The sequence below is a fragment of the Thiobaca trueperi genome (genome assembly GCF_004342175.1).
In the GTDB taxonomy this organism is placed as follows: domain Bacteria; phylum Pseudomonadota; class Gammaproteobacteria; order Chromatiales; family Chromatiaceae; genus Thiobaca; species Thiobaca trueperi.
The window spans coordinates 152,932-168,149 of the sequence record NZ_SMAO01000007.1; the positions used below are offsets into that span (position 1 = coordinate 152,932).

At 60.9% G+C, this 15,218-nt stretch carries 14 protein-coding genes; 10 read left to right on the forward strand and 4 right to left on the reverse strand.

The annotated features are described in order from the left end of the window. Window positions 1-29: 29 nt before the first annotated feature. A complete protein-coding gene (locus tag EDC35_RS13840; protein ID WP_132977842.1) occupies window positions 30-1,373 on the reverse strand; it encodes an alanine/glycine:cation symporter family protein in 1,344 nt (447 codons plus the stop codon). 180 nt (window positions 1,374-1,553) lie between these two features. On the opposite strand from EDC35_RS13840, the gene EDC35_RS13845 reads away from it, so the two are divergent. The 5 genes from EDC35_RS13845 (at window position 1,554) to fliS (ending at window position 4,901) form a co-directional block, all read left to right on the forward strand. Then, entirely contained in the window at window positions 1,554-2,228 is a 675-nt protein-coding gene (locus EDC35_RS13845) for a septation protein A (RefSeq protein WP_132977843.1), read from the forward strand. Between the two features lies 1 nt (window position 2,229). After that, window positions 2,230-2,529, forward strand: a complete 300-nt coding sequence (locus tag EDC35_RS13850) for a YciI family protein (RefSeq protein WP_132977844.1) — start codon at window positions 2,230-2,232, stop codon at window positions 2,527-2,529. A 58-nt stretch (window positions 2,530-2,587) separates the two neighbouring features. Next, on the forward strand, window positions 2,588-3,514 hold the full coding sequence (locus EDC35_RS13855; protein ID WP_243651674.1) for a peptidylprolyl isomerase: 927 nt from the start codon (window positions 2,588-2,590) through the stop codon (window positions 3,512-3,514). A gap of 609 nt (window positions 3,515-4,123) precedes the next feature. Then, window positions 4,124-4,420: a flagellar protein FlaG gene (locus EDC35_RS13860; RefSeq protein WP_132977845.1), complete on the forward strand. Its 297-nt coding sequence runs from the start codon at window positions 4,124-4,126 to the stop codon at window positions 4,418-4,420. A gap of 79 nt (window positions 4,421-4,499) precedes the next feature. Continuing rightward, window positions 4,500-4,901 carry a flagellar export chaperone FliS gene (gene fliS / locus EDC35_RS13865; RefSeq protein WP_132977846.1) on the forward strand — a complete coding sequence of 134 codons (402 nt, stop codon included), beginning with the start codon at window positions 4,500-4,502 and terminating at the stop codon, window positions 4,899-4,901. 114 nt (window positions 4,902-5,015) lie between these two features. Here the strand turns inward: fliS and EDC35_RS13870 are convergent, their stop codons facing one another. Beyond that, window positions 5,016-6,128 carry a phosphoserine transaminase gene (locus tag EDC35_RS13870; RefSeq protein ID WP_132977847.1) on the reverse strand — a complete coding sequence of 371 codons (1,113 nt, stop codon included), beginning with the start codon at window positions 6,126-6,128 and terminating at the stop codon, window positions 5,016-5,018. 91 nt (window positions 6,129-6,219) lie between these two features. Then, entirely contained in the window at window positions 6,220-7,452 is a 1,233-nt protein-coding gene (locus EDC35_RS13875; protein WP_132977848.1) for an ATP-grasp domain-containing protein, read from the reverse strand. Between the two features lie 494 nt (window positions 7,453-7,946). On the opposite strand from EDC35_RS13875, the gene EDC35_RS13880 reads away from it, so the two are divergent. Together EDC35_RS13880 and EDC35_RS13885 are read left to right on the forward strand one after the other, a co-directional pair. Next, on the forward strand, window positions 7,947-8,903 hold the full coding sequence (locus EDC35_RS13880; RefSeq protein WP_132977849.1) for a GGDEF domain-containing protein: 957 nt from the start codon (window positions 7,947-7,949) through the stop codon (window positions 8,901-8,903). Between the two features lie 116 nt (window positions 8,904-9,019). Beyond that, the gene (locus EDC35_RS13885; protein WP_132977850.1) at window positions 9,020-10,693 is read left to right on the forward strand and encodes a methyl-accepting chemotaxis protein; all 1,674 of its coding nucleotides are present in this window, start codon (window positions 9,020-9,022) and stop codon (window positions 10,691-10,693) included. Here EDC35_RS13885 and EDC35_RS13890 read toward each other — a convergent pair. Beyond that, on the reverse strand, window positions 10,661-11,050 hold the full coding sequence (locus EDC35_RS13890) for a Uma2 family endonuclease (protein ID WP_243651676.1): 390 nt from the start codon (window positions 11,048-11,050) through the stop codon (window positions 10,661-10,663). The genes EDC35_RS13885 and EDC35_RS13890 overlap by 33 nt on opposite strands. A gap of 126 nt (window positions 11,051-11,176) precedes the next feature. Between EDC35_RS13890 and EDC35_RS19010 the strand changes: the two genes are divergently transcribed. Genes EDC35_RS19010 through EDC35_RS13900 form a run of 3 tightly spaced genes read left to right on the forward strand, consistent with a single transcriptional unit; the run spans window position 11,177 to window position 15,218 of the window. Then, entirely contained in the window at window positions 11,177-11,308 is a 132-nt protein-coding gene (locus tag EDC35_RS19010) for a hypothetical protein (RefSeq protein WP_279388001.1), read from the forward strand. 31 nt (window positions 11,309-11,339) lie between these two features. Then, window positions 11,340-14,120, forward strand: a complete 2,781-nt coding sequence (locus EDC35_RS13895; protein ID WP_132977852.1) for an ATP-binding protein — start codon at window positions 11,340-11,342, stop codon at window positions 14,118-14,120. Between the two features lie 3 nt (window positions 14,121-14,123). Continuing rightward, window positions 14,124-15,218, forward strand: coding sequence for a response regulator (locus tag EDC35_RS13900; protein ID WP_132977853.1), 1,095 nt, complete (start codon window positions 14,124-14,126; stop codon window positions 15,216-15,218).

Genomic DNA, 15,218 nt, shown 5'->3' on the forward strand with positions numbered 1-15,218 from the left:
CGCCCTGGTGCGCCAGCGTCTTCAGCACATTACTGCGCCGGTCGTGCGAAATACTCCCGCGTCAAGCGGAACACCACCGGACTCAGCAGCAGCAGCGCGACCAGATTCGGCAGCGCCATGAGTGCGTTGAGCGTGTCCGCCACCAGCCAGATGAAGTCCAGCTTGGCCAGCGCGCCAACGGGGATCATCAGCACCCAGAGCACGCGGAATGGCATGATGATACGTTCGCCGAACAGATATTCGGCGCAGCGCTCGCCATAGACGCTCCAGCCCAGGATCGTGGTGAAGGCGAAGAGAACGAGTCCGATGGCGACAATGTAGGAACCAAAACCGGGCAGACTCTGCTCAAAGGCGGCAGTGGAGAGCGCGGCGCCGGTCAGGCCCGAGGTCCAGGCGCCGGAGACGACGATCACCAGTCCGGTGATGGTGCAGATCACCAGTGTATCGATGAAGGTGCCAATCATGGCCACCGTGCCCTGCGCCACCGGGTCGTTGGATTGCGCGGCGGCATGGGCAATCGGCGCGCTGCCGAGTCCGGCCTCGTTGGAGAAGATGCCGCGCGCCACACCGAACTGAATCGCCGCCGCGATGGTTGCGCCAGCGAAACCGCCAGCCGCCGCCGTGGGATTGAATGCCTGGACGACGATCAGTTCCAGCGCCGGGCCGATCTGATCCAGATTCATTGCCAGAATCACCAGACCGCCACCGACATAGACTACTGCCATAAAAGGTACGAGCGCCGCCGACACGTCGCCGATACGTCGGATGCCGCCGAGCAGCACCAGCCCGGCAAAGACCGCCATCGCCACACCGCTGACCCACAGTGGAACGCCGAAGGTGGTTTGCGCGGCGTGCGCGACCGAATTGGCCTGCACCGTGTTGCCGATGCCGAATCCGGCCAGCACCCCGAACAGGGCAAAGGCGGTCGCCATCCACAGCCATTTCTGGCCCAGACCGAGCTTGATGTAATACATGGGGCCGCCCAGGTGGTTGCCCTGGCCATCCACCTCGCGATAGTGCATGGCCAGCACGGCTTCGGCGTATTTGGTCGCCATGCCGACCAGCGCGGTACACCACATCCAGAAGAGCGCGCCCGGCCCGCCGAGAAAGATCGCGGTCGCCACCCCCGCGATGTTACCGGTGCCCACGGTGGCCGAAAGGACCGTCATCAGCGCCTTGTACGGCGTGATGTCGCCGGCCCCCTGCTGTTTGCGTCCCTGCCAGAGCATGCGAAAGCCGAAACCGAGTTTCAGCAGCGGCATCAGGCGCAGCCCCAGCATCAGGAAAAACCCGACGCCCAAGATCAGCACCAGCATCGGCGGTCCCCAGACGAGACCGTTCAAGGTATTCACCCACGTCGAGATCAGTTCCACCGCGATTCCCCCAGAATGTAAACAGCCCAGAAACGCGCGCAACGATAACAGGCGGGCAGGTCATTGTCCCCATCTGATCTACATCTGAAAACACGAGTCTTTACCGCGACCGGCCACAGGTCTTATGCTCCTGCCGCTTCGCGACCTCGCCAGCGCGTTCCAGCGCAGAGAACCCGACACATGAAGCTCCTGATCGATTTCTTCCCCATTCTTTTATTCTTCATTGCCTACAAACTGGCCGGCATCTATGTCGCCACCGGGGTGGCGATTGTCGCCTCGGCGGCTCAGGTCGGCTGGTTCTGGCTGCGTCACCGGCGTGTCGAGACCATGCATCTGGTGACACTCGGACTGCTGGTCTTCTTCGGTGGACTGACCATCGCGCTGCACGACCCGATTTTTGTGATGTGGAAACCAACCCTGGTCAACTGGCTCTTTGCGATCGCCTTTCTTGGCAGTCAGCTGATCGGCCAGCGCACCCTGATCGAACGCATGATGGGGCACGCCATCGACCTGCCGACGGTCATCTGGTCGCGTCTCAACCTGATGTGGACGGTCTTCTTCGTCCTGCTTGGCTTCGCCAATCTGTTCGTGGTCTATGTCTGGAGTGGTTTCTACGCGGCCCAGCAGACACTGATCGGCGCCACCGGCGATGCCGCCATCGATCTCTCCACCTGCGCGGCGGTCTATGCCGACCACCTGCTCGCGCTGTGCAACGCCGCCCAGGCCGGCGAGGAGATCTGGGTCAACTTCAAACTCTTCGGTATGATGGGCCTGACGATTGCGTTCGTGATCGCCCAGGCGTTTTACCTGTCCCGCCACATGCCAGATCAACCCGACCCAAAGGAGACCGTCTGACGTGCTCTACGCCATCATTGCTGTCGATTGCGCAAACAGTCTGCCCGACCGCCTGCGCGTTCGCCCCGCTCATCTGCAACGCCTGCAAGCCCTGCAGGATGAGGGACGATTGATCCTCGCCGGGCCACATCCGGCCATCGACAGTCCCGATCCGGGCGAGGCCGGTTTCTCCGGTTCGCTGATCGTGGCCGAATTTCCTGATCTGACCGCCGCCGAGGCCTGGGCCGCTGCGGATCCTTATCGGGAAGCCGGTGTCTACCGCGAGGTCACGGTCAAGCCTTTCAAACAAGTCTTTCCCTGACGTTTCAACCCTCCGTTCAAGTATCGAACTGTTTTACCCACCACCCATGGAAAAGCTCATGATGAAGACCGCTCGTATTCCGCTCGTGCTCTGTGCCCTGCTGGCATCCGGAAGCCTGGCTGCCGAGGATAAGCCCAACGCCAGCAAGCAGGATGATCCCAATGCCCTGATCGCGACTGTCAATGGCGCCCCTTATTCGCTGAACGTCTTCCGGATGTTTTACCAGGAGCAGCTCCAGCAGAGCCGGAACGGCAACAGTCCTGAATTCCAGCAGCAGGTGCTCGATGAATTCATGACCCTCGTTGTCGCCTCGCAGGAAGGTGATCGCCGCAAGCTCGCAGACGATCCGGATGTGGCGGCCGCCTTGCAGGCGGCGCAGCAGCTGGAGCGCATGAAGCTCATCTCGCAGGCTGCCGGGGCTGCCATGGCGGACGAAATCAACCCGTCCGAAGACGAGCTCAAGACCGCCTACGATAAGATCAAGGCCGATTTCGAGGCCCGCACCAAGGAACAGGGCGAGCGGATCGAGTACAAGGCGCGTCATATCCTGGTCAAGGATGAAGACGAGGCCAAGAAGATCATCAAGCAACTGAACAAGGGTGAGGATTTCGCCGAGCTGGCCAAGAAAAGCTCCACCGGCCCGACCGGCAAGGATGGCGGCGAACTCGACTGGTTTGATGCCAGTCAGATGGTCGCGCCCTTCGCCGAGGCCGTCGCCGCCATGAAGCCCGGCACCTACTCCAAGACCCCGGTGCAGACCCAGTTCGGCTGGCATGTAATCGAGCTTCAGGAGACCCGCAAGGCCGAGGCGCCCAAGCCGCCGACCTTCGAGGACGCCAAGCCGCAGCTGGAAGCCCTGCTCAAGCGCCAGAAGATTTCCGAAGCGATTGCCAAGATGCGTAACGAGGCCAAAGTCGAGTTCAACGAGGAGATCGTCAAGATCACGCCGGACAAGACCCCGGAAACCGCGCCGAAGGACAAATAAGGCGGCAAAATTCCTCCAGCGGATAGGAGTTGGGTTGAGGGATGCCCTTACGATGCAAGCGGCGCCTGATCCTTGCCCTCCCGCTCATCCCGGCCCTTCTCTCCCGCAGGGGAGAAGGGCGTTCAAGGCGTTGCTCCATGAGCATCCCGCGTCCAGTGGCGCATCGACGGCTCCTGGCTGAAACGTAGAAATCCACGCCCTTTTGGCGTGGTCAGTGTTCAACGGCTCTGCCAGTTGAGCAAACTGCTTCCGTCGTTTGCGTACAAGCCAGCTAAAGCGACTCGCCGGGGCCAGATTGCAGCTCGGCACAGGCGGCCCCTCAAACCAACGTCATCCGTTGGATCCTGGTGACAGCTCGTGCAGTACCTTAGAAATTCCGAGGCCGCTCGTTGTCGTTGTCGTAATCGAAGATTCGCAAATCGACAACGACAACGACCATGATCGGGAAGAACCTCGGAACCTCTGCACTGCTGCATCAAAACCCTTCAGCATCCCCGCTCAAGAACTCCCGCCGGTTGCCGTTACATTCACCGTGAGCGGGATCGGGCAGTACCCAAGACCCCGTCAGAGCAAAATCAAAAACGCCGAAAACAGCAGCAGGTTTCGATTATGTCGATCGAATCATTCACGACCAGCAAGGAATCTGCGGAGACGGCGCGTCTGTCATCCCGGGTCATGCAGGTCGAGCATTCGACGATGGTGGATCAGATCGTCGAATCCATCGACAGCTTCCTGCAGAACCTGGATCGTATACTGGAATTCGATCTGGATGAGACGAGCGGTTTGGTGGCCATTAACGTGATTGACGCCAAACGCCATGAGATCATTCGCCGCATTTCGCCTGAGCAGGCATTGAAACTCATGGCGCGGGTACGCGAGAACGGGGCATGGGAGATGCCCGCTTAACTGAACCAACCGATCCGCGACTATTTTTATTCAAACGAGCAATCGTTCACATCAACCACTTGTCGGGAGTGATGACACCATGTACGCGATGCGCAGAGAACTCAATCAATACCGTCAGGCCGGCCCCATCGCCGAGGCCGCTGTCGCTGACCCACATCGCCTGATTCAAATGCTGTTTGAAGGTGCGCTGGAACGCATCGCGGTGGCGCGCGGGGCGATGCTGCAAAACAATATCCGTGTCAAAGGCGAGAAACTGGGTCAGGCCATTACCATTATTGATGGTCTGCGCGGCCTGCTCGATCACAACCAGGGCGCGGATCTGGCGGAAAAGCTGGATGCACTTTACGAATACATGGGCCGGCGTCTGCTGGAAGGCAACGCCCGCAACGATCCGGACGCGCTGGACGAGGTGATTCGTCTGCTGCGTGAAGTGAAATCCGGCTGGGATGCGATTCCTGAGATGTTGCGGCAGGCATCCTGAAGGGCTGTACCGATGGTTTGATGCGTTGACTCGGTTCGGATGGCGGCGGCGGCACCCCCGACATCCAATGCCGCTGACCGAACCGGGTTTTTAATCTGCTGCAGGACGGGTTTTTCAGGAGCCTGTCACAGCATGGCGCAAGCTGGCGAATTCGCGCATGAACTGACTGAGCAAATCGACCGCTGCGGGTGTCATGGCGTTATAGATCGATGCCCGAATTCCGCCCAATGAGCGGTGTCCCGTCAAGCCGCTGAATCCTGCCCCGCTCGCCTGTCGCAAAAATTCCCTTTCCAATTCGGCCGATGGCAGGTTGAAGGTCACGTTCATCAGTGATCGATGCTCGGGCATGGACCAGCCGGCATAAAAACCGCTGCTGTCGTCAATCGCGCTGTACAGGCGTTCGGCTTTTTCACGATTGATGGCATCCATCTTTTCCAGCCCGCCGATTTCATGCAGGAGCCAGCGGGTGACGAGCAGCACCACATAGATGGCGAAGACCGGCGGTGTGTTATAGATTGAGCGGGCCTTGAGGTGGGTGCGGTAATCGAGTAATGATGGGAGTCCATCTGGCGCGTGGGCCAATAAATCGCGCCGAATGATGACGACGGTGACGCCCGCCGGGCCTATATTTTTTTGCGCGTGTGCATAAATGAGATCAAAGCGGTTCGGATCGAATGGACGCGAGAGAAAATCCGATGACATGTCGCAAACGCGGATGATCTCATCCAGTCCCGGAATCGCATGGAACTGAATGCCTTCGACTGTTTCATTTGAAACATAATGAAAATAGGCGGCATCGGTCGAGCAGGAGAGTTCAGGGGGTGCGGGCAGACGCCGGAAGCCGTCTGACTCGCCATCCCAGATGACGCGCACATCGCCCAGCAGACGCGCCTCGGCAATCGATTTGCCGCTCCAATAACCCGTGTGCAGATATTCCGCTGTCTGGTGGCGATGAGGCAGCAGCAGCATCGGGATCATGGTGAACTGGAGCGTGGCGCCACCCTGTAGAAACAGCACCGCATGACTGTCGGGAAGCTGGAGCAGATGGCGGATGTTGCGCTCTGCTTCATCCACGACTGCCGCGAACCAGTCCGAGCGATGACTGATCCCCAGAATCGAGAGCCCCACTTCCGGCACACAGGTGATGGCGGCCTGCGTTTCAGCCAGCACGCTCTCCGGCAGCACGCCGGGGCCGCCGGAGAAATTGAGTCTGTTAAGCCTGTTCATGTTTCAATCCGCGCCCGGCCAAGCCGGGCGATACTTGCACGGAAGAGGTTACGCCTCTCCCGTGCGGCACCACCCCCTGAAGGTGGAGGCTTCACCCCAGGGATTTTCGATGACCTGTCTGATCTGAGGTCGCCTGGTCCGGCTCAGTCGCCCTGATCAGCATGGTGCGAAAGGCGGCGAACAGTTTGCGCATGGCGGGCGATTTATAGGGATAGAGATCAGGCGGATCCAGATCGTGAACGATCATGGCGTGATCGACCTCGAAGATCAGCAGTCGTCCGTCCGGCATCTCGGCGCAGTCGATCCCGAGATAATCCAGCCCGATGGCCTCATGGATGGCGGCAAGCGCGGCGCCATGCCTGACCGCGAATGATTGATCGAAGGTCGCCATAAAGGTGGCTTCCTCGGCGCGCTTCTCGGCGCTGTCTGCCATTCCTGCGTTGAGATAATGAATCATCCAGTGGCTGGAGACGGCCATGTGGCAGGCGAACGGCTGCCCGGCGATCAGGATCACGCGGACTTTGCGGAACAGACCATCCTGACTGTGATAGTCGATGAAGGGCGAGACGAAAAATTCCTCGCCCGGCAGCCTGTTGAGGAGGGCGACCAGTTCTTCGGGTGTATCGAGCTTGTTCAGATCATGGCCGGCGTGCGAGTCGAGCGGACGAACCAGGAGCGGAAAGCCCAGCTCGTGCGGGGAGTCGCTGCTCGCCGCGAGGTCGTCGGCCACCTGGCGCAGGCGTGCCCGGTCGATCCGCCGGGTAGGCGGCATCAGGGTGCCGGGTACTCCCTGCAGGAGCCGCGCCGCCATTTCTCTGGCGGTATGGCTGATATGCAGCGGGTTGTTCAGGATGGGGCGGGGCCAGTCTGCCAGATGCGGCAGCCAGGATGTCAGCAGCGCCCGATTCGCCTCCGATTCGCCGATGGCGATAAAGAGCACATCGTGCTCAGGGATCTCCACCGGATCGATGTCGCCCGGCGTGGCGTAATAGAGGTTCAGTTCGATGTCGCTGTTTTCCAGCAGACATTCGACCGGGACGTTTGCCATCAGATCACCGGGCGCCATCAGCGCCAGCAGGCGGAGTCTGATCGGCGGTTGGGCGGGAAGTCGATAATGCCGGCTGATCCTGAGCGCCTCCTGCTGGAGCTTGAGTGCGAGATCCTGGTTGCCGTGAAACTGAAAGATGATCGCCGCATCCATCAGCGATGCCGCTTCCTGCGGATCGTCCGTCGCCTGCCGAATCAGCGATTGACAGAGTGACGTCAGGTCCGCGCCAGCGAAATGCCGCCGCAAGAGCGCGGCAAGGCCGAGGTAGTGATGCATGAAGGCGGGATTCCGAATTGACCAGTAGCTGAGGATTCTCCGCCCCGCTTTCAGTTGGCGCAAGCGATGAACTGTCGATTGTTTGACGCCGTTCATCCAGTCTCGTCAAGCGGGCGCCTGATTCAGGCTGCATTGGCTGCAAGAGCGACAGAAAGCCGTCGTTTCCCCACGCGGCGATGTCCGGGAAATTGATGTCGGTGAATTTAATTTTTGACAGGATTAACAGGATTTTATATCTTGTTCTTAAACCTCTTAATCCAATTCGGGTCTGTTTAAACCGTATCAGTTTCTGTCGGTCAGGCTAGCGTGGCTTAACCCGACCTGCGGCCTACTTTTTCACAGGATTGAATATCTTAAATCGCGCCAGATCCAACGGTCGTCGATGCTGCCAAAGTCGATCCAAACCAAAAACATCACCTAATCGCACGGGGCGCGGTTTAATTGGCATCAATTTCGCTTAGATCCGTTTACGATCAATCTCGTTGGGGAACGCCGTGAACTTAACCAGCCAAGCCGATACGCCACGCCTGACACTGGTATCGTCGGTTGAGCCGTCGTTGCTGCGCCAGCCGAGCGAAGACATCGAGCCCACGCGGTTTTTGCAGGCGATTACGGCATCGCTTGATCTGGAGCAGGTTCTGAACACCCTGAATGACTTTCTGCATGATCTGGTCGGCCACAGCGGATGGGAATATCAGCATGCAGACGCCGCCTGCCGGCTGGAGGGTGGCAACCCCGACCGCCATCGGCTTGAATATGCCCTGACGCTGAATGGTCAGGAAATGGGAGCGCTGAAACTCATGCGCGGACGCCGTTTCTCCGAAACCGATCAGGCCCGGATCGAGGGTCTGCTGGGTCTGGCGGCACCGGCGCTGCACAATGCGCTGCGTTTTTATGCCCTGACTCAGCAGTTGGAGCGCGATCCGCTGACCGGTCTCGGCAATCGTCGCGCCCTGACCCTGCAGGGCGGTCAGTGGCTGGCGGACAGCATTCGTCACAAGCAGCCGCTGTCGATGCTGGTCATGGATCTCGACCGCTTCAAAGCGGTCAACGACACCTATGGTCATCCAGTGGGCGACCGTCTCCTGTGCAGTCTGGCCGACAGCCTGCGCGCCGTCACCCGCACGGCTGATCTGTGCGTGCGGATGGGCGGCGACGAGTTCGTCGTGCTGCTGCCGGGAACCGGTCTCGCCGATGCGCTGGAATGCGCCGAGCGGATCCGTCAGGCCGTGGCGAAGCTCGCGCTCATCGCTACGAGTGGCGACCCGGTCAAGACCAGTGTGAGCATCGGGGTGGCGACCCATCGGCCTGGAATGGATCTGGACCATTTGTATCATCAGGCGGATGATGCACTCTATGCCGCCAAGCGTGCGGGCTGCAATCGGGTGCTGGCGGGCGCGAGTCATGCGGACGGCGAGCGGAAGAGTGAACCGTTTGGCATGTATGGATGAGCAAATTGCCGTAAACTGCCCGCCCATCGGATGGCGGCGAGATGTCAGTCAAACCAAAAAGCGCCGTTGAGGCGCTTTTTACATTTGGTCGATGAGGTTTTTCAGGAACAGATGTGATGCATAAGATGCGATTGAGCGTGAAGCTGATGCTCGGCTTTCTGTCGGTGGCGATCATCGTGCTGGTCGTCGGGTTGTTTGGCATCAAGGGCGAGCTGGACATGCGCGATCAGCTCGTCACCGTTGGCGAGGTGCTGATGCCCGCCATCATCCAGCTCGACCGGCTCAATGTCGAACGACTCCAGGTGCGCGCCCAGACGCTTGAGGTGCAGAACCAGTCAACCTGGTCGCCGAGTGTGCGCGAGACGCTTGATCAGCTTCTGCGCCAGCGCGCCGCATCCTGGAAGAACCTTGAGGATGCGCTGGCCTGGTATGAAAAACTGCCGCGATCCGTGGCCGAGCAGGCGGTGTTCGATGCGCTCAAGGCCGAATACAGCAACTGGCGGAAGGTCAATCAACAGCTGGAACAACTCATTCAGCGCAAGATGCAGGCGGCGGATCAGGACGCCTATGCACCCCTGCACGATGAGTATGACCGGCTCGTCACCGCAAGCTTTCTGATCTCCGACCGCGTAGGTGTCCTGATCGAATCCATGGTGGCGCTCAACAATCAGGACGCCCAGACGGTGATTTCCACCGCCCTGGCGGAAGGGCGTCAGACGGTCACCATCACGGCGGTCGGCATGGGGCTGGGGCTGCTGCTGGCAGTGTTTTTGGGCTCCTTCATGACGCGCGACACCCTGCGCCGGCTTGGCGGCGATCCTGCCGAGGTGGTGGCGCTGGTTGAGCAGGTCGCGCAGGGCGACCTGACGGTTCAGATCGCGCTGCGCCAGGGCGATACGACCAGTATGCTGGCGGCCTTTGCCCGGATGGTGACGAATATCCAGCGTCTGCTGCGCGAGGTCTCGACCGCCAGTTCGCAGGTGGCGGCAGCGGCCGAGCAGTTATCGGCGACGAGCGATGAAATGCGCGAGCAGGTGCGCCTGGAGCAGTCCGAAACGGATCAGGTCGCCACCGCCATGAACGAGATGACGGCCACGGTGGAAGAGGTGGCGCGGCATGCCGCCGCCGCCGCGCGTGCCGCTCAGGATACCGATAAAGAGACTGATGCCGGCGGCAAGGTGGTGATGCAGACCATCGCCGCCATTGAGTCGCTGGCGCATGAGGTCGAAGCGGCCGGGCAGGTGATCGCACGTCTGTCCGAAGACAGCAGCGAGATCGGCGCGGTGCTGGATGTGATCCGGGGCGTGGCCGAACAGACCAATCTGCTGGCGCTCAATGCCGCCATCGAAGCGGCGCGCGCCGGTGAGCAGGGACGCGGTTTCGCCGTGGTTGCAGCCGAGGTGCGCACCCTGGCCAGCCGCACCCAGGCATCGATCCAGGACATTCAGGAAAAGATTGAGCGGGTGCAGACCGGTTCGCTCGGTGCGGTGCAGGTGATGGACAAGGGGCAGGCCAAGGCGCGGGAGAGCGTCGCCCAGGCGCGGCGCGCGGGCGAGTCGCTGAATGTCATCAGCGTCTCCATTACCAGCATCAGCGATATGAACCGCCAGATCGCCAGCGCCGCCGAGGAGCAGACGGCGGTGGCCGAGGAGATCAACCGCAACATCCATGCCATCACCGGAACCGTGGACCAGACCTCCGCCGGTTCGATGCAGATTGCCAGCGCCAGCGAACAACTGGCGAGACTGGCGGCGCAGTTACAGGACCGCGTGGGGCAGTTCAGGATTTAAGGAGATTTCCGCGCAACGCACATCCTCATAGATCGCTTCAATGGGGCACTGAAAATCGATGGAGGCGAATTCAAGCGTCTGCCCCACGCCGGAGGACAGAAACAGCCACTGTCCATCAGGCCGGCGCCGGAAGACATCGACCGTCATGCGTTCGGTTTCGATCAGGACGCACTCGGTCAGCGAGGGGATCTGGCGGTAATAGCCAAATTTGGCGCCACGGTTATAGGCGGCGGTCGATTCCGACAGCACCTCGACGATGAGGCTCGGATGGCGCTTCATCTGTGGCTCGCCCGCGTCGCCTGGATGGCAGGTCACGAAGACTTCGGGATAGAAGAAGCAGTCGGCAGTGTTGCTCATTCCCGTACGCCCGATCCTGGCGGGTTCCGTCATCATCGGCCATCAGAGGTTGCCGTCGCTCAGGTTGATTCTTAGAATCAAGCCATGACCACGCAGCCTGCGCATCAACCTGGGGTCAGTCATGTCATGACGAACGGCCACCTCGACGAACCCCGCACGGTCCATGGCGTTGTGGCGCTGCGGTTCGATTTCGGTCCCGCGACGATGGACTGGCGCGTCGTCGATCCATTCCGCTCGATCCGTTCTAAACGCGCCTGATCCGGGTGCCGGCCATGTCTGAGTCATCGACATGAAGCTGCGCCGTCTCTCCCTGGTCTTTTTTGCCACGCTGCTCCTCATGCTGGGCGCCAACGGGATCTTTACCCTGTTCGTCTGGAATGCGCACACACGTCTCGGCGAAGCGCAGGAGCACCGCCAGCGGGCGCTGGTTCTGGTGCAGGCTCTGCGCCAGGAGTCGGAGCTGCTGGCGCGTCTGGTCAGTCTCTACACCAACTCGGGTGAGCCGCGCTTTCTGCTGTCCTATTACGACATCCTGGGGATCCGCGAAGGCAATCAACCCGCGCTCGCGCATCCCAGCCCCGGCATCTACTGGGAGCAGGTGATTGCGGGCGATATCGAGCATGTGCTGCCGGAGCAGGGGGTACGCCAGTCGTTGCGGGAGCGGATGCGCTCGCTCGGCTTCAATGACACCGAACTGGCAACGCTCGATAAGATGCTGGCAGCCACGGAGGCGCTGAAGCAGATCGAACAGATCGCCTTCGCCGCGACTCAGGGGCTTTACGACCCCAAGCGACGTGAATTCATTTCCGATGGCCAGCCCGATCATGCTTTTGCCAGACACTTGATCGACAGTCAGGATTACAACCGACGGCGTCTGCATCTGTCCGAAACCATCGAAGAACTGTTGGCACAGGTGGACCAACGCACGGGTGACGAACTGCGGCGTGCGCGTGCGCAACTGCAAAACTGGATCCTGGTGTCGAGTCTCGGGTTGCTGCTGATGGCACTCCTGATCGGGGGAGAATTGCACATTCTCACCCGCCATGTGCTGCGTCCGGTGCAGCGATTGCGCACCGTGGCGGGTCAGTTGGCCGAGGGACGTTACGAAGGGCGTGTCGGTCATCTTCGCGGGGTGGATGAACTCAAGGTTCTCGGCGCCATTCTCGACGACATGGCCTGCGCCATTGATGCCGACATCCACCGTCGCGAACAGGTGCAGCAGGAACTGGAAAGGTCGCGTCTCCGCGCCGAGGCGGCGACCCAGGCCAAGAGCCGTTTTCTCGCCAACATGAGCCATGAGATCCGCACGCCGATGAATGCCGTCATCGGCATGCTCTATCTGGCGCTGGAGACGCCGCTCACCGCATCGCAGCGGGATTATCTGGACAAGGCGCAGACATCGGCCAAATCCCTGCTCGGTCTCATCAACGATATTCTCGATTTTTCCAGGGTGGAGGCGGGCCGGCTGAAACTCGATGAGGCGCCTTTCCAACTGGAACAGGTCATTGCCGAAACCCTGGCGCTCGTGCAGCAGCGTGCGCGGGAAAAAGAGATCGAGCTGCTGTTCGAGGTCCACCCGCCAGGGTTGATGGATGTGCATCGACATCTGCTCGGGGATGCGCTGCGTCTGCGTCAGATCCTGACCAATCTGCTGTCCAATGCGGTCAAGTTCACTCATGCCGGCCATGTGCGTCTGACGCTTGATCTGGTGCGTGAGGGTGAGCGCGCGGTCGTCCTGCAATTTGCGGTCGAGGATACCGGGATTGGCATGACATCGGAGCACATGGACCGGCTGTTTCAGGAGTTCACTCAGGCCGACAGCTCCACCACCCGCGAATACGGCGGCTCCGGGCTGGGGCTGGCGATCTCCAAACGACTGGCGGAGATGATGGGCGGAGAGATCGAGGCCAGCAGTCAGCCGGGACAGGGATCGATCTTTCGCTTCAGGGTGGGTTTCGCCCGCATTCCTGAGGGTGTTGATTCCGCCGTGCCGGGGTCGGTTGCAGACGGTCCGCCAGCACCGCCCGATGCCGTCCGCCCGTCACTGCAGGGGATGCGCGTCCTGCTGGTGGAGGACAATCCGCTCAACCAGCAGTTGGCCGTCAGTCTGATGCAGGCGCGCGGGGTTGTGGTGGACGTGGCGAATCATGGCGCCGACGCATTGGCGCGGCTGGCGGCCAGTCCTGCCAACCATTATGCCCTGGTTCTGATGGATCTCCAGATGCCGGTCCTTGATGGATATCAGGCCACGATCCGTCTGCGTGCCGATCCCCGTTACGCTGATCTGCCGATCGTCGCCATGACGGCGCACGCCCTGGAGGAGGAACGCCAGCGCGGGCTGGACATGGGCATGCAGGATTATCTGACCAAGCCCTTCGAGCCGCGCGACCTCTACGCCATTCTGGCGCGTTATGTGCCACAGGATCTGACGCCGACGCCGGAAACCGTCCTGACGCCAGCAGACGCCGCCTTGACGGATCCACTTGCCAGTATCGCTGGACTGGACATCAGGGCGGGCCTGAAATATGTCAGCGGCAACCGACAGCTCTATCGCAAGCTGCTGGGCGACTTTCGCGATCAATACCTGTCAGTGCAGATGAGGCTGCGCGGCAGTCTGGAGCAGGGAGACTGGGATGCCGCCGTGCGTGATATCCACACCCTGAAGGGTCTGGCCGGCACCCTGGGGATGAGCGCGCTGCAACCCGTGGCCGCTGCGCTGGAACAGGCGTTCAGGGCGCGTGCGCCGCACGCGACGGATCTGCTGTCGTCGCTCGACGCCGTACTGGGCCCACTGCTCGACGATCTGGCGCAACTGAAGACCCCCGCCGCGCAGGTCCCGAAAGCGCCGCCCGATACGGGTGACGGGATGCGCCACCTGGAGCGTCTGCGCCAGTTGCTGATGGAAGGCGATGCCGAAGCGCTCGATCTGTGGTATGAGCAGGCGGATGTTTTTGAGTGCATGCTGCCGCACGCGACCTGGCGGCAGATCAGACGCGCGCTGGAACATTTCGACTTCGATCTGGCTCTGAGACAGCTTGGGGTTACGGCTGATGGTATAAGGGAAGACTAGCGCATGACGTTACGAGAACCGACGCGCCCGACCATTCTGGTGGTGGACGACACCCCCGCGAATCTGGCTCTGCTCGGTCAGATGCTCAAGCGCGATTACCGCGTCAAACTGGCCAACAATGGTCAGCGGGCGCTGGATCTGGCGCACACCGCACCGCCCGATCTGGTGCTGTGCGATGTGATGATGCCGGGCATGAGCGGATTCGATGTCTGCCGCCAGCTCAAGTCCAATCCCGACACGGCGCGGATCCCGGTGATTTTCGTCACGGCCGCCATGGACATTGAGGATGAGCGGCTGGGGTTCGAGGTTGGCGCCGTGGATTACATTCACAAGCCGGTCACGCCCCTGATCGCGCTGGCGCGGATCAAGACCCATCTCCAGATCAAACATTGGCAGGATTTCATGGCGGATCAGCGCGCCTGGCTGGAGCGCGAAGTGGCGCGTCAGGTCGATCAGGTGCTGCAACTCCAGTCCGCCTCCATTCATGTCATGGTGTCTCTGGCCGAGTTCCGCGACGAAGAAACCGGCAACCATATCCGTCGCACCCAGGAATATGTGCGTCAACTCGGCAACTGGATGCTGCACCACGGTTTTCATGCCGATGCGTTGAACGCCACCACGGTCGATCAGATGGCCCAGGCCGCCCCGCTGCACGACATCGGCAAGATCGCGATTCCCGACCATATCCTGCTCAAGCCCGGACCCCTGACGCCAGATGAATTTCTGGTCATGCAGACGCATACCGTGCAGGGCTACAGGATTCTGGAGCAGGCGCGCAAATCCATGGGCGAGGCCAATCCGCTGCTGATCCATGCCGCGCAGATCACCCGTCATCACCATGAACGCTGGGACGGCGGCGGCTACCCCGATGGCCTGGTCGGCGAGGCCATTCCGCTGGCGGCGCGTCTGATGGCGGTCGCCGATGTCTATGACGCACTCCGCTCGACGCGACCCTACAAGGGGCCCTTCAGCCACGAGGATTCCATGGGGCATATCCGCGCCGGACGCGGCACCCAGTTCGATCCGGATCTGGTGGACGCCTGCGTCAGCATGCAGGATCTCTTCGCCGAGATCGCCGCAAGTCTGGCGGATCAGTGA

Coding starts and splice junctions, on each gene's coding strand:
- EDC35_RS19010 (WP_279388001.1), top strand. CDS start 11,177: ATGACGAACGGCCACCTCGACGAACCCCGCACGGTCCATGGCGTTGTG.
- EDC35_RS13855 (WP_243651674.1), top strand. CDS start 2,588: ATGATGAAGACCGCTCGTATTCCGCTCGTGCTCTGTGCCCTGCTGGCA.
- EDC35_RS13895 (WP_132977852.1), top strand. CDS start 11,340: ATGAAGCTGCGCCGTCTCTCCCTGGTCTTTTTTGCCACGCTGCTCCTC.
- EDC35_RS13900 (WP_132977853.1), top strand. CDS start 14,124: ATGACGTTACGAGAACCGACGCGCCCGACCATTCTGGTGGTGGACGAC.
- EDC35_RS13870 (WP_132977847.1), bottom strand. CDS start 6,128: ATGAACAGGCTTAACAGACTCAATTTCTCCGGCGGCCCCGGCGTGCTG.
- fliS (WP_132977846.1), top strand. CDS start 4,500: ATGTACGCGATGCGCAGAGAACTCAATCAATACCGTCAGGCCGGCCCC.
- EDC35_RS13845 (WP_132977843.1), top strand. CDS start 1,554: ATGAAGCTCCTGATCGATTTCTTCCCCATTCTTTTATTCTTCATTGCC.
- EDC35_RS13875 (WP_132977848.1), bottom strand. CDS start 7,452: ATGCATCACTACCTCGGCCTTGCCGCGCTCTTGCGGCGGCATTTCGCT.
- EDC35_RS13860 (WP_132977845.1), top strand. CDS start 4,124: ATGTCGATCGAATCATTCACGACCAGCAAGGAATCTGCGGAGACGGCG.
- EDC35_RS13890 (WP_243651676.1), bottom strand. CDS start 11,050: ATGAGCAACACTGCCGACTGCTTCTTCTATCCCGAAGTCTTCGTGACC.
- EDC35_RS13885 (WP_132977850.1), top strand. CDS start 9,020: ATGCATAAGATGCGATTGAGCGTGAAGCTGATGCTCGGCTTTCTGTCG.